The following is a 13,023-nucleotide window of genomic DNA, read 5'->3' as shown; positions in this document are numbered from 1 at the left end:
GGCTACTTTTTGTCCGGACGCGCGCACAATGGATGCATGGGCACCATCACACCAGGTTTTCGCAAGGTCCTTCTTGCCGGCGGGATCGCCGTTGCGTTGACCGGCGGCGGGGCCGCCGCCGTGTGGGCGGGCACCCAACCCAGCCCTTCGCCGTCGAGCACCACTGCCTCACCCAGCCCGTCCGCCTCTGCGGACACCAAGCCCACGGAGGCCCGCGGGAAGGCTATCCACGGCGAACATGTCGTGAAGCAGCAGGATGGCAGTTATCGCACGGTGGTCACCCAGGCTGGAACCATTGAAGCGGTGAGCGACTCCGAGGTCACGGTCAAGAGCGAAGACGGCTTCACCCAGCGGTATGCGATCAACGCCGAAACGCGCATCGCGAAGATCCCGATGGACCTGTCGCAGCTCCGGAACGGGAAAGGCAAGCCCACGCTGCCGTCGGCCACGGTTGCTGAGCTGAAAACCGGTGACACAGTCCACGCCAGCGGGGTCAAGGACGGCAATACGGTCACCGCGACGCGGATCGTGTCGGGCGAACTCCCCGCAGGACCCAAAGCCGGCCACGGGCACAGGGGTCACGGCACCGCCTGAGTCCTCACGGCACCGCCTGAGTCAGAGTGCCACTGTCCTGAAACCCAGGTTGGCCCCGGCTGAATCGGGCGTGTTGGAACTTCGTGCTGCCAGCCGGTATCGGTTGCAGTAGGAGTCGTGGCAAAGGTACGAGCCTCCGCGCATGACCCGTCCGCTTCCGATCGTGGGGCCGGGTGGGTCCTCCACCGTGCCGCGGGCCAGGCACGTCCTGTAGTACTTGGGCAGGAACCAGTCGCTGCACCACTCCCCGACGTTGCCGCTGGTTTGGTACAGCCCGTAGCCGTTGGGGTTGTATGACCGGGCAGGTGCGGTGGTGAGGTAGCCGTCGTCGAGGTCGTTGCGGACCGGGAATTCGCCTTGCCATATGTTGCAGTTGTGGGCGGCTTCGCCAGGAGTACCGTTGAGGAGTTCGTTGCCCCACGGGTAGCGTTGCCCGGCCAAGCCGCCGCGCGCGGCGTACTCCCATTCCGCTTCCGTGGGGAGCCGTCGACCGGCCCACGCACAGTACGCCAGCGCATCGTTGTAGGACACATGGGTCACCGGGTGGTCCGGGATGTCGGTCCAGTGAGAGTGGGGCCCCGCCGGGTGTGCCCAGTCCGCTCCGCGGACGTTGAGCCACCAGGGGACGGCGTCCACCCGGTTCAGGATGTCCTCCGGCCTGGCTTTCACGGCCAGGCGAAACACCGCCGAGGTTCCGTACAGCTCGGACTCGGTGCGGTGCCCGGTGGCGTCGACAAAGCCGGCAAATGCCTCATTGGTTACGGTGGTGGCGCTGATTCGGAACGCAGATACCCGCACCTGGTGCACGGGAGATTCGCCGTCCCCGTCATAGCCTTCGCCGAACGGATCGCCCATCGCGAAGGTGCCGGCGGGAACCTCGACGTCGGCGTCCGCCGTTAAGGACGCTGCGTTTTCGACGGCGGTACTCGCCACTGGGTGATCACGGATCGTTGGCAGGGGGAGGGGCCGTCCCGGCTCGAGGTGCCGGCCCTGATCGGAATGCGCTCGGGCGCCCGTGCCTGGGCTACAGCAATCTGCCATGTGAACCTTCTGTCTGAACTCCGCTTGCTAGTACTTTAGCGGGGCGGTGCTGTGCCACACGCCCCCGTTGCCGCCATGCGCGCCCCTCGTGCGCGGGGGTTCGAACGCGTTTCCGCCCTGCGCACCCGTTATGCCCGGGGACCGCACCCCTTTCCGCCGTGCGCACCCGTCCTTACGGGGGCGCTCGGCGTATGCCGGTGCGAAGCCCCATCGCGGCACCGCCCCCCGCCCTGCACCCCCGTTTCCGCCGTGCACACCCCTCGCGCCCGGGGGCCGCACCGGTTTCCGTCATGCGCACCCCTAGCGCCCGGGGGGTCGCACCCCTTCCGCAGTGCGCACCCATCGAGCCCGGGGACCGCACCCCTTTCCGTCATGCGCACCCCTCGCGTCCGGGGCCCGCACCCGTTTCCGCCGTACGCGCCAGTCCTTACGGGGGCGCTCGGCGTGTGCGGGTGCGAGGCCACACCGAGGAACCGCCACCGCCGCGACAAAGTGATGAAAACTGATTTCTGCGCTCAGTTTCGATCATGATCTTGCAAAAGGGCAAAGCGTCACTTATCGTTTGTTAAACGGTTAACGAGCGTGGCCTGAATCACACTGATGATTTTGGCTCAGCACTTGAGGAGACAGCATGAACTCGACGACGGAACAGGCTCCGGCATTGCCCGAAGCTCGCCGAGTCCCGGCCAGGGCGGGCAGCAAGCCGCCGGGGTCCGGTCCAAAGAAGCGGAAGGCCAAGGCCCCGCAGCAAAGCTTCCGGTCACGCCTGCGACGCGATAAGCAGATGCTCCTCATGATGGTGCCGGGCGTAGCCTTTCTGCTGCTCTTCTTCTACATTCCCATCCTTGGCAACGTCATCGCGTTCCAGGACTACCAGCCCTACTTGGGCATCGGTGACAGCTTGTGGGTTGGCTGGCAGAACTTCGTGGAGCTGTTCGGAAACCCGGACTTCCTCCACGCCTTCTGGAACACCCTGTATCTGGCGGCGTGGCAACTGGTCTTCCTGTTCCCGGTGCCCTTGGTACTGGCGCTGATTGTCGACTCGCTGATCAGCACCCGCGTCCGCAAGATCTTCCAGAGCATCGCCTACCTCCCGCACTTCCTGTCCTGGGTGCTGGTGATCGCGTTCTTCCAACAGATGCTCGGTGGTGCAGGATTCGTCAACAACCTGCTCCGCGACTGGGGCATTGACCCGATTCCGTTCATGACCAACCCCGAGACTTTTCCGGTCATGGTGGTGGTCCAGATGATCTGGAAAGACGCCGGCTGGGCCATGATCATCTTCCTGGCAGCCCTTGCCAGCATTGATGCCTCGCTCTACGAAGCAGCCGCAGCAGATGGTGCTGGCCGCTGGCGCCGGATGTGGCACATTACCCTTCCCGGCCTCCGGCCCGTGATCGTCCTGCTCCTGATCCTGCGAATCGGCGACATCCTGTCCGTCGGATTTGAGCAGTTCATCCTGCAACGGGACGCCGTCGGGGCCGGAGCTGCGGAAGTGCTGGACACCTTTACCTACTACACCGGCGTAGTGGGCGGGGGCTGGAGCTCAGGTGCAGCAGCCGGGCTCGCCAAGGGTGTGGTCAGCGCCTTGTTGATCTACGGCGCCAACAAACTTGCCCACCGTTTCGGAGAAGACGGAATCTTCGCAAAACAAGCGCGCTGAGAGCCCACTGGCCCGCGCAGCTGCCGCACAAGGAGAACCCATGGCAACAACACTTTTCACCAGGAAACCCCGGGAACTGACGTACAACCCCAAACGCCCGGTGTGGAAGGAAAAGCCTTCCGCGCTCTACCAAACGGTCAAAGCAGTAGTCCTGATCGTCTTCAGTATCTCCATCCTGACCCCCATCTTGTTGGTGGTTTCGACGTCCCTTGCGGATACGGAACAGCTCGTCAAGGCAGGCGGCTTCGTCCTCTGGCCCGAACGGCCCACATTGGAGGCCTACGCCACCATCTTCAAGGGCCCCATGGTCCTGCAGTCCCTGGGTGTGAGCATGCTGATCACGGCAGTGGGCACCATCCTGGCGCTGTTCGTGACCATCACCATGGCCTACGCCACCAGCCGCACTGTCCTCTTCGGCCGGCCGGTGATCCTCGCGGTCCTGTTCACTCTGCTCTTCGCGCCGGGCCTGATTCCGTCCTTCCTCATGATCCGTCAGCTGGGATTGCTGGACTCCCTGTGGTCCCTGATCCTTCCCGGCATCTTCGGTGCCTTCAACTTTGTGGTGATGCGGTCCTTCTTCATGAACATTCCCGGGGAACTGATTGAAAGCGCCAGGATCGACGGCGCCAACGACTGGCAGATCCTGTGGCGGATCGTCATGCCGCTGTCCAAAGCCGTGATTGCCGTCGTCGGGCTGTTCTACGCGGTCGGTTTCTGGAACTCCTTCTTCAACGCATTGCTCTACATCAACGACCACTCCAAGTGGCCCATCCAGTTGTTGCTCCGCAACTTCGTGGTCCAGGGCAGTGGTGCCGCAGATCAGCTCGGAATTACCACCACGCCTCCACCGCAGTCCATCCAGATGGCCGTGGTGGTGGTTGCCCTGGTCCCCATCCTGATGGTTTACCCGTTCCTCCAAAAGCACTTTGCCAAGGGCGTCATCACTGGCGCCGTGAAGGGCTGACCGCACCCGCGGACCCGCCAAAAAACTGACACAACACACCATGAAGCAAGTAACCAGAAAGGGTTATGCCATGACGAGCACTACCTCACAGGCTGGATTCAGCCGCCGCGGTTTCCTTGGCCTCGCAGGCCTGGCCGTGACCGCCGTCGGCCTGTCCGCCTGCGGTGGTGGCGGGTCCGCGAGCAATGGAGGCGCCGCCGCCTCGGCTTCGGTCAAACTGCCCACGTATAAGGAATTTACTGGCGTCACCCCGGATATTGCGGGCAACGCCAAGGGCCTACAGGCCGGCTACTTCAAACTGCCCACCGCCGTGCAGTCCGTGAAGACGCCGCCACTCAAGGGCAAAGTGACCGGGCTGACCGAAACGTTCGACACCATGAGCCCGGGCCTGAAGGACAACCCGTTCTGGCAAAGGCTCAACGCCAAGCTAGGCGGCGACCTGGAGCTGCAGATCGCCGAGGACATCGGCGACGGCTACCCGGCGAAGTTCGCCACCGTCCTTGCCAGCAACGACCTCCCCGACATGATGTGGGTTCCGCCGAACCAGGGCATCCCCAACGTCGGGCCCATGCTCGAAGCCAAGTTCCAGGACCTGACGCCGTACCTCTCCGGTGACGCCGTCCTTGAGTACCCCAACCTCGCGGCCCTGAAGCCCGATTCCTGGAAGACCGCCGTCGTGAATGGCAAGATCTGGGGAGCTCCCATCCCGAGTACCCCGTTCGGCCAGGTCTACGTGGGCAACCACGCTGTGTGGGAGCAGGTGGGCGGCTTTGAGGCTGGCAGCGCTGATGAGTTCCTGGACAAGGCCAAGGAACTGACGCGTCCAAGCGAGCAGAAGTACGCGTTGGAGCCGGCCTACATCAACGCCCTCCACATGGTTACGGAGTGGTTCGGCGCCCCGAATAGCTGGGCAGTGAACAAGGACCGTACGCTCACGCACCTTTACGAAACCGACGAATACCTGGCCGGGGTGGAGTTCACCGCCAAGATGTTCGCCGCCGGCGTCTTCTACCCGGACTCCAAAGCCACCGACATCCGTTCGCGCGTCGCCAACGGAAGCGTCGCAGCCCAGGTTGTGGTGGGCCCGCACGACATCCGCAGCTACCGCTCGCTGAACAAGGACGCCCAGTTCGACATCTTGATCCCCTTCAGTGCCGACGGCAAGGTCAAGCCCGTCTACGACATGGGCTACGGAACAGTCGGTTTCACGCCGTTCAAGAAGGCGGAGGAGGGCAAGATCCGCGAGCTCCTCGCGCTGATCAACTACCTGTCGGCGCCGTTCGGCACCGTGGAGTACATGCAAAAGAACTTCGGCGAGCTCGGCCAGGACTACACCATCGATGCCTCCGGCAACCCGGCGCGCACCGAAATCGGCACCACTAACGCCCCCGGCCTGGTTTCGGCATTGAATATCATGTCCAGCCCGGAAAACGTCATCTTCAACCCGGGCTTCGACGACGACACACGGTACGTCAGCAAGCAGGAAGAAAAGCTCCTCGAGTTCGCGTGGCGCAACCCCACCAACGGTTCCTACTCGGACACCAACGCCGAGGTGGGTGCCAAGATCACCAAGCAACTGCGCGACAAAGTGGTGGACATCATCACCGGCCGCGCCAAGATCGATGAACTCAAGGACGCGGTAAAGCGCTGGAAGAGCGAGGGCGGTGACAAGATGCGCGATGAGTACCAGGCCGCGTTGGACCCAAACGCCCCGGTGTTCAGGAGCTAGCCTCAGACCAATAAACGAAGAAATCAAGCACGCACCAGCAGGGGGAACCATGGCAAAAACGAGCAGCACCGGAGTCCGACCCACCATCCGTATGGTGGCCGAATTGGCGGGCGTCTCAACGGCCACGGTTTCCTATGTCCTGTCCGGTCGCCGCGGCGATGGCGGACCAGGCGTTTCGGACCCGACGGCGGAAAAGGTCAAGGCCGCTGCGGAGCGGCTCGGCTACCGTCCCAACCAGGCGGCCCGTGCCATCCGGACGGGCCGCACCAACACGGTGATCCTGTCGCTGACCATGTTGTCCGATCCTTGGTCCCTGTCCGTCATTGAGTCCGTCCAGAAGGCAGCCGCCCCGCTGGGCATCACCCCGATGATCCTCGGAGATGCGGACTGGGTGAAGGTCCTTGGCACGCACAACGCCGACGCCGTGTTCGTTGACGCCGTCAGCAAGGGCCAACGGGATGAACTTCGTAAGCTCGCCGAGCACGGGACCACCCTGGTGGTGTTCGACGAAGGATTGGAAGCGGAAGGCTTCGACGTTATCCGTTCCATTGCGGGGCCCGGCTGCCGCATGGCCGTGGAGCACCTGCTCCACGGCCACCGGAAGATCGCCTGCCTGACCCCAGCAACGGCAGCGGGAACCTCGGGTGGGGCGCGGTACCGGGCTTACGCCGAAGCGCTCACAGCGGCCGGAATTGCTGAACGTGAAGACTACGTGGGCCTGTTCGACGGCACCAGTGCCGGGGCCTACGCTGCGGCAACGCGGGTGCTCAGCCTGCCGGACCGGCCCACGGCTATCTATGCCACCACGGATTACGCCGCAGTCAGCGCCATCAATGCCGCACAACGCCTGGGCCTGGCAGTGGGCACTGACGTTGACATCATCGGTGTCGGCAACACGGTGGAAGGTGAGCGGATGTCGCCCTCGCTGAGCACTGTTGGTCCCGTGGACTTTTTCGACAAGCTCGCCCGGCTGCTCCTACGACGCGCCACAGCGCAGTCCGGGGACGCTGCCGGAGGCGTCCCAACAGGACCGGGCGTCCTGGACTTCCCCTGGCACTTGTTCGTGCGTGAATCGGCGCCGCATCGCAGCGCCGCAACCAGACTTTACTAAGAATCAGCAGAAGGAAATGTCACACCATGGAAAAGGATTTGAAGGTCGGCATCGTAGGTTTTGGCCTGCGGTCGGGGCTTTGGAAGCATGCCCACAAGCCGGGCCAAGGCTCTGAGGTCACCATCGTTTGCGACCTCTCCGAACGCGGCCGTGCAGACGCTGCTGAGCGCATCCCCACGGCACGGATCACGGATGATCTTGAGGAGCTGCTGGCCAGCGGCTTGGACGCCGTGCTGGTCCTGACCCCCGATAACCAGCACGCCGCCGTCGCCGTCCGTACGCTCAAGGCGGGTATCCCCACCTTCTGCGAGAAGCCGCTGGACATCACCGTGGAGGCCGCGGACCTGATTCTGAAGACCGCTTACGACACCGGCACCCGGCTCTACGTCGGCCACAACATGCGCCACATGCCGGTGGTGGTCCAGATGCGCCAGCTCATTGAAGACGGCAGGATCGGTGACGTCAAGGCTGTGTGGTGCCGGCACTTCGTGGGCCACGGCGGTGACTACTACTTCAAGGACTGGCACGCGCAGCGTACCAACGTCACTTCGCTGTTGCTCCAAAAAGGTGCGCACGACATTGACGTGATCCACTGGCTGGCCGGCGGGTACACCAAGCGGGTTGCCGCCGTCGGCGATCTTGCGGTCTACGGAGGCGTGGCCAATCGGAGCGACAACGCCGGAAAGCGCATGGGCGACTGGTTCTCCATGGATAACTGGCCGCCCACGGAGCAGAAGGACCTGGCGGAGGTGATCGACGTCGAGGACATTTCCATGATGAACATGGTGCTGGACAACGGCGTGCTGGCCTCCTACCAGCAGTGCCACTTCACGCCCGACTACTGGCGGAACTACACGGTGATCGGCACCAAGGGCCGGATCGAGAACCTGGGCGATGGGCCGGGGGAGACCATCAACGTCTGGACCAGCAGGACTTCCGGTTACGCGGCCCCGGACGAGGTCATCACCATCAAGGACGGCGAAGGCGGCCACGGTGGTGCCGATCCGCGCCTGATCGAGGAATTCCTGCGGTTTGCCTCCGAGGGTGGGCAGACACAGACCAGTCCGATTGCCGCGCGGCAAGCCGTTGTGGCTGGAATCCTCGCTGCGGAATCCCTGCGCGGCGACGGTTCAGCGCGCGAGGTGCCGCCGCTTCCTGCCGAACTGGTGGAGTATTTCGACGCCGGTCAGCCCGCTTTGGTCCGCGACTGACCTAGTGGGGGCTGGATAGCTCGATGAGCTCGGTCATGACGGTTTGAAGTGACTCGCAAACCGTCATGACCGATTTTCGCTTGAGTGCCTCAGGCCGGGCCAGGATGTCGATCTTGCGTACGGAATTCACTCCGGCCAGGGGGCGCAGCACCACGCCGGCGTCCAGCACGCGGCGTGCCGTGAACCTCGGCAGCAGCCCGATCGCACCACCCGCCGAGACCAGCGCTGCAACGGTCGAATAGTCGTTGATGCGGTGCAGCACCTCCGCGGGCCGACCACTCACGGCCACGACGGCGGCCAAAACGTCCGCCGGGGAGTAGCCATCGCGGCTGGTCACCCAGGTTTCATCGACGACGTCGGAGGGCTCCAACTCGGTCCGGGCCGCCAAGGGGTGATGCGCCGGGAGCGCGATGTCCAACGGCTCATCCGCCAGCGGAATCACCGCAACCTTGTCTTCGGGCCATTGCGGGCTGTTGTCCATCCGGTGCGCCAGGACCAGGTCGTACCGCGCGGCCAACCCCGGGAAATCCTCCTGGGCCACGTCCTCGTCGGACAGCCGCAGGCGCGGCGAGATACCGCCATTGGACGCTTTGTCTGTAGACAGCAGCGCCGCCAGAGGCGCGAACAGCGCCTGCCCCGCGCTGTGAAAGGCGCTCACGCTGACAGGCGCGTCCGGAGCGTCGTGGTATGCGCCGATGGCGGCCCGCGCATCTGCCATGGCATTGACGACGGCGGCGCCCGCCTCGGCGAGCACGCGTCCGGCGTCGGTCAGCACCAGGGCCCGGCCCTCCTTGCGGGTCAAGGGGACATCCACCGATTTCTGGAGGAGCGCGAGCTGTTGGGATACGGCGGAGGGGGTGACCATGAGGGTCTCGGCCACGGCCTTGACGCTGCCGAGGTCCCCAAGTTCGCGAAGCATCTGCAGCTGATGAATTTCCATTAGCAAATCCTAAATCGTTGATTGAGAAGAATCTAGTTGTGCTAAATCGTTGGCGGGGATTCAATGGACTCAGCAGCAGCGAAGCAGCCCTAAGCCAGTGAGGAATCCCATGAAGGCTCTCTACAAATCCGGACCCCATGCAGGGTTTGAACTCGTCGACCGTCCCGAGCCCCAAGCTGGCCCCAGCGACGTGAAAATTCGGGTCATGACCACCGGAATCTGCGGCACCGACCTCCATATCCAGAGCTGGGACGCCTGGGCGCAGGGCATCATCGAGGCGCCGCTCATCGCCGGTCACGAGTTCTACGGTGAAGTGGTCGAAATCGGCGAAGACGTCCGCGACGTTAAGGTAGGGGACAGGGTTTCCGGCGAAGGCCACGTGGTCTGCGGAATCTGCCGCAACTGCCGTGCAGGACGTCGTCAGATGTGCATCCACACCGTCTCCGTTGGCGTGCAGCGCGATGGCGCGTTTGCTGAGTACGTCGTCATTCCGGAAACGAACGTTTGGGTCCACCACGACGAATCCGTCACCCCGGAACTCGGCGCCATCTTCGACCCCTTCGGCAACGCCGTGCACACCGCGCTGAGCTTCCCGCTGGTCGGCGAAGACGTGCTCATCACCGGCGCCGGACCCATCGGACTGATGGCCATCGCCGTCGCCCGCCACGCAGGTGCACGCAAGATCGCCATCACCGACGTTTCCGCGCCCCGCCTGGAGCTCGCCCGGCAGATGGGCGTGGACCTCGCGGTTGACGTGTCCAAAATGCGGGTCCGCGACGCACAGCAGGAACTGGGCATGCGTGAAGGCTTCGACATTGGACTGGAAATGTCCGGACACCCCACGGCACTGCCTGAGATGATCGACAACATGAACCACGGCGGACGCATCGCCATGCTCGGCCTTCCCAGCCAGTCCATCGACATCGACTGGGGCAAGGTTGTCACCCACATGCTCACCCTCAAGGGCATCTACGGCCGCGAGATGTTCGAAACCTGGTACGCCATGAGCGCCATGCTGTCCTCCAACCCCGTGCTGCACCGCAGCATCTCCGCCGTCGTCACCGACAAGCTGTCCGCAGCCGACTGGGAAAAGGGCTTCGAAATTGCCCGCAACGGCACCGGTGGCAAAGTGGTCCTCGACTGGACCGAACTGTAACTCCCACCGGACCCCCTCAACTTTAGGAGCACCCATGTACTCAGCCATCAAAGACCAACTGCAGGGCGAACTCGACGAGATCCGCAGCGCCGGCCTCTTCAAAACCGAACGCCACATCGACTCCCCACAGGCAAGCCACATCGCCGCAGGCCAGCTCGGCAAGCCGGCCAACAAGGTCCTGAACTTCTGCGCCAACAACTACCTGGGCCTGGCCGACCACCCGGACATCATCGCCGCCGCCAAATCCGCCATGGACGAACGCGGCTTCGGCATGGCTTCCGTGCGTTTCATTTGCGGTACCCAGGACCTCCACCTGGAACTCGAAACCCGTGTCTCCGCATTCCTGGGCACCGAGGACACCATCCTGTTCTCCAGCTGCTTCGACGCCAACGGTGGCGTGTTCGAGTCCCTGTTCGGTGCCGAGGACGCCATCATCTCCGACTCCCTGAACCACGCCTCCATCATCGACGGCATCCGCCTGAGCAAGGCCAAGCGCTTCCGCTACGCCAACCAGGACATGGCAGACCTCGAGGCCAAGCTCCTTGAGGCTTCGGGATCGCGACGCAAGATCATCGTCACCGACGGTGTCTTCTCCATGGACGGCTACCTGGCACCGCTCGAAGCCATCTGCGACCTCGCCGAAAAGCACGATGCCCTGGTCATGGTGGACGACTCCCACGCAGTTGGCTTCATGGGCCCTACCGGCGCCGGTACCCCCGAGCACGCAGGGGTTTCCTCCCGCGTTGACATCTACACCGGTACTTTCGGCAAGGCCCTCGGCGGCGCCTCGGGTGGCTACGTTTCCGGCCGCGGCGAGATCGTCGCCATGCTCCGCCAGAAGGCGCGCCCCTACCTGTTCTCCAACTCCCTTGCCCCGGCCATCGTTGCGGCCACCATCAAGGCGATCGAACTGGTCCAGGAATCCGGCGAACTCCGCACCCGCCTCTTCGAGAACGCTGCCCTGTTCCGTCGCCGCATGAGCGAGGAAGGCTTCGAGCTCCTCGACGGCGAACACGCCATCATCCCCGTGATGTTCGGCGACGCCGTGGTTGCAGCCCGCGTCGCTGACGAGATGCTCAACAACGGAGTGTTCGTCACGGCTTTCAGCTTCCCCGTAGTGCCGAAGGGCGTGGCCCGGATCCGCGTGCAGCTTTCCGCTGCGCACAGCGCGGACGACGTCGAAGCTTGCGTTCAGGCGTTCGTCAAGAGTCGCGCTGCGGTCGCCTAAAACCCTCTCTCACGTCCCGCCCCCTTCGGGCCGATGCTCTCTCACGTTCCGCCCCCTTCGGGCCGATGCTCTCTCACGTTCCGCCCCCTTCGGGCCGATGCTCTCTCACGTCCCGCCCCCTTCGGGCCGATGCTCTCTCATGTCGCACCCGTTCGTCCCGCACCTCTTTCGCGTCCTTAAGGAATGAGAGAGGAGAGAGCGTTGGGGTTTGGGGGGTGGGATGTGAGAGAGCGTTGGGGTTTTGGGGGTGGGATGTGAGAGAGGATCCCGTCTGACAGGATGGAGCCATGGCTTCGAATTATGACGTGGTAATCGTTGGCGGCGGCATCGGGGGACTTTCCTTGGCGGCGGCCCTCGCAGGCAAGTGCACTGTGGCGCTGGTTGAGGCAGAGCAGTCCTTGGCTTTCCACACGTCCTCGCGTTCTGCCAGGCAACTCATCCCCAGCTATGGCCCGGCCGTGGTGCAGGACCTCACCGTCCGGACACTGGCGATGCTGGCTGAGCGGGACGCGCAGGCAGTCGAACCGATCCTCACGCCGCGAGGCTTCATGCTGGTGGGTGACGGGGAGACCGTGCGGGCTGAAGCCAGCGGAAACATGCACCCGATTTCGCACGATCAGGCCATGCAGCTCTGCCCGGCCCTCATTCCGGATTCCTTCACTGCGGCGGGACTGGATGACGGCTCGTTCGGCTGCAACGCGCCCCTGCTGCTCGAGGAGCACCGCCGGACGGCGGAAGCGGCGGGTGTGGACATCATCACCGGAGCCAAGGTGCACTCGGCCCAGCGGTTGGGGAGCGGCTGGCAAGTGGGGGCAGGCACCGAAGGGTTCCAGTCCGGCGTCGTGGTTAATGCGGCCGGTGCGTGGGCGGACGAGTTGGCCGTCATCAGCGGTGTGGAGAAGCTGGGTCTTCAGCCGTACCGTCGGACCGCGGCAATCGTGAACGTCGAGAATCCGCTGACGCCCGAAACGCCGATGGTCTGCGCCGCTGACGACACGTTCTACTTCCGCGCCGAAGGCAATCAGGTGCTGATTTCGCCGTCGGAAACGGTGCCGAGCGGCGCCGAAGATGCCAAGCCGTACCCGGGCGACGTTGAGGCGCTGATCAGCAAGCTCAACGCTGTGACGTCACTGGGAATCCGTTCCGTGGACCGCGCCTGGACAGGGCTGAGGACCGAAGCCGCGGACGGAATTCCGGTAGTGGGATTCGACGCCGAAGCGCCGGGCTTCTTCTGGCTGGCCGGACAGGGCGGCTACGGTTTCCAGACATCGTCAGCCATTGCCGAGCTGGCAGCGGCCCTGATCCTCGGCGAAATCGAAGCCGACAGTCCGGAATCCCGGACAGCGGAGCAGCTCGCAGCAGTACGCTGGTCCATCCGGCGCTGAA

The 13,023-nt window shown here is 64.0% G+C and carries 11 protein-coding genes; 9 read left to right on the top strand and 2 right to left on the bottom strand.

Annotated elements, in window-relative coordinates; translation table 11 throughout:
* Positions 1-36: 36 nt before the first annotated feature.
* Positions 37-594 carry a DUF5666 domain-containing protein gene (locus tag AC5RU9_RS13030; RefSeq protein ID WP_494016767.1) on the top strand — a complete coding sequence of 186 codons (558 nt, stop codon included), beginning with the start codon at positions 37-39 and terminating at the stop codon, positions 592-594.
* 21 nt (positions 595-615) lie between these two features.
* Here the strand turns inward: AC5RU9_RS13030 and AC5RU9_RS13025 are convergent, their stop codons facing one another.
* Positions 616-1,635, bottom strand: coding sequence for a formylglycine-generating enzyme family protein (locus tag AC5RU9_RS13025; RefSeq protein ID WP_494016766.1), 1,020 nt, complete (start codon positions 1,633-1,635; stop codon positions 616-618).
* 631 nt (positions 1,636-2,266) lie between these two features.
* Here AC5RU9_RS13025 and AC5RU9_RS13020 point away from each other — a divergent pair.
* From AC5RU9_RS13020 to AC5RU9_RS13000, 5 genes are all read left to right on the top strand, one after another.
* Entirely contained in the window at positions 2,267-3,298 is a 1,032-nt protein-coding gene (locus AC5RU9_RS13020; RefSeq protein ID WP_494016765.1) for an ABC transporter permease, read from the top strand.
* Between the two features lie 40 nt (positions 3,299-3,338).
* Entirely contained in the window at positions 3,339-4,262 is a 924-nt protein-coding gene (locus AC5RU9_RS13015; protein ID WP_211711124.1) for a carbohydrate ABC transporter permease, read from the top strand.
* Between the two features lie 70 nt (positions 4,263-4,332).
* Positions 4,333-5,991, top strand: coding sequence for a type 2 periplasmic-binding domain-containing protein (locus tag AC5RU9_RS13010; protein WP_494016764.1), 1,659 nt, complete (start codon positions 4,333-4,335; stop codon positions 5,989-5,991).
* Positions 5,992-6,040: 49 nt separating this feature from the next.
* The gene (locus tag AC5RU9_RS13005; protein WP_494016763.1) at positions 6,041-7,102 is read left to right on the top strand and encodes a LacI family DNA-binding transcriptional regulator; all 1,062 of its coding nucleotides are present in this window, start codon (positions 6,041-6,043) and stop codon (positions 7,100-7,102) included.
* A gap of 26 nt (positions 7,103-7,128) precedes the next feature.
* On the top strand, positions 7,129-8,313 hold the full coding sequence (locus AC5RU9_RS13000) for a Gfo/Idh/MocA family protein (RefSeq protein WP_494016762.1): 1,185 nt from the start codon (positions 7,129-7,131) through the stop codon (positions 8,311-8,313).
* Between the two features lies 1 nt (position 8,314).
* On the opposite strand, the gene AC5RU9_RS12995 is transcribed toward AC5RU9_RS13000, so the two are convergent.
* The gene (locus AC5RU9_RS12995; RefSeq protein WP_494016761.1) at positions 8,315-9,253 is read right to left on the bottom strand and encodes a LysR family transcriptional regulator; all 939 of its coding nucleotides are present in this window, start codon (positions 9,251-9,253) and stop codon (positions 8,315-8,317) included.
* A 109-nt stretch (positions 9,254-9,362) separates the two neighbouring features.
* On the opposite strand from AC5RU9_RS12995, the gene tdh reads away from it, so the two are divergent.
* From tdh to AC5RU9_RS12980, 3 genes are all read left to right on the top strand, one after another.
* A complete protein-coding gene (gene tdh, locus AC5RU9_RS12990) occupies positions 9,363-10,409 on the top strand; it encodes an L-threonine 3-dehydrogenase (RefSeq protein WP_211711119.1) in 1,047 nt (348 codons plus the stop codon).
* A gap of 34 nt (positions 10,410-10,443) precedes the next feature.
* Complete coding sequence (locus AC5RU9_RS12985; RefSeq protein ID WP_494016760.1) at positions 10,444-11,637, top strand: glycine C-acetyltransferase; 1,194 nt, start codon at positions 10,444-10,446, stop codon at positions 11,635-11,637.
* 287 nt (positions 11,638-11,924) lie between these two features.
* The gene (locus AC5RU9_RS12980) at positions 11,925-13,022 is read left to right on the top strand and encodes an NAD(P)/FAD-dependent oxidoreductase (protein WP_494016759.1); all 1,098 of its coding nucleotides are present in this window, start codon (positions 11,925-11,927) and stop codon (positions 13,020-13,022) included.
* The last annotated feature ends 1 nt before the right edge of the window (position 13,023 follow it).

This window comes from Arthrobacter sp. B0316-5-4, assembly GCF_059090325.1.
Note: the sequence above shows the minus strand (reverse complement) of the source record. Positions and strands in the feature narration are given on the sequence as shown.

Excerpts from the sequence above, each read along its gene's own strand:
- AC5RU9_RS13030 (WP_494016767.1), top strand. The coding sequence starts at position 37 with ATGGGCACCATCACACCAGGTTTTCGCAAGGTCCTTCTTGCCGGCGGG.
- AC5RU9_RS13025 (WP_494016766.1), bottom strand. The coding sequence starts at position 1,635 with ATGGCAGATTGCTGTAGCCCAGGCACGGGCGCCCGAGCGCATTCCGAT.
- AC5RU9_RS13020 (WP_494016765.1), top strand. The coding sequence starts at position 2,267 with ATGAACTCGACGACGGAACAGGCTCCGGCATTGCCCGAAGCTCGCCGA.
- AC5RU9_RS13015 (WP_211711124.1), top strand. The coding sequence starts at position 3,339 with ATGGCAACAACACTTTTCACCAGGAAACCCCGGGAACTGACGTACAAC.
- AC5RU9_RS13010 (WP_494016764.1), top strand. The coding sequence starts at position 4,333 with ATGACGAGCACTACCTCACAGGCTGGATTCAGCCGCCGCGGTTTCCTT.
- AC5RU9_RS13005 (WP_494016763.1), top strand. The coding sequence starts at position 6,041 with ATGGCAAAAACGAGCAGCACCGGAGTCCGACCCACCATCCGTATGGTG.
- AC5RU9_RS13000 (WP_494016762.1), top strand. The coding sequence starts at position 7,129 with ATGGAAAAGGATTTGAAGGTCGGCATCGTAGGTTTTGGCCTGCGGTCG.
- AC5RU9_RS12995 (WP_494016761.1), bottom strand. The coding sequence starts at position 9,253 with ATGGAAATTCATCAGCTGCAGATGCTTCGCGAACTTGGGGACCTCGGC.
- tdh (WP_211711119.1), top strand. The coding sequence starts at position 9,363 with ATGAAGGCTCTCTACAAATCCGGACCCCATGCAGGGTTTGAACTCGTC.
- AC5RU9_RS12985 (WP_494016760.1), top strand. The coding sequence starts at position 10,444 with ATGTACTCAGCCATCAAAGACCAACTGCAGGGCGAACTCGACGAGATC.
- AC5RU9_RS12980 (WP_494016759.1), top strand. The coding sequence starts at position 11,925 with ATGGCTTCGAATTATGACGTGGTAATCGTTGGCGGCGGCATCGGGGGA.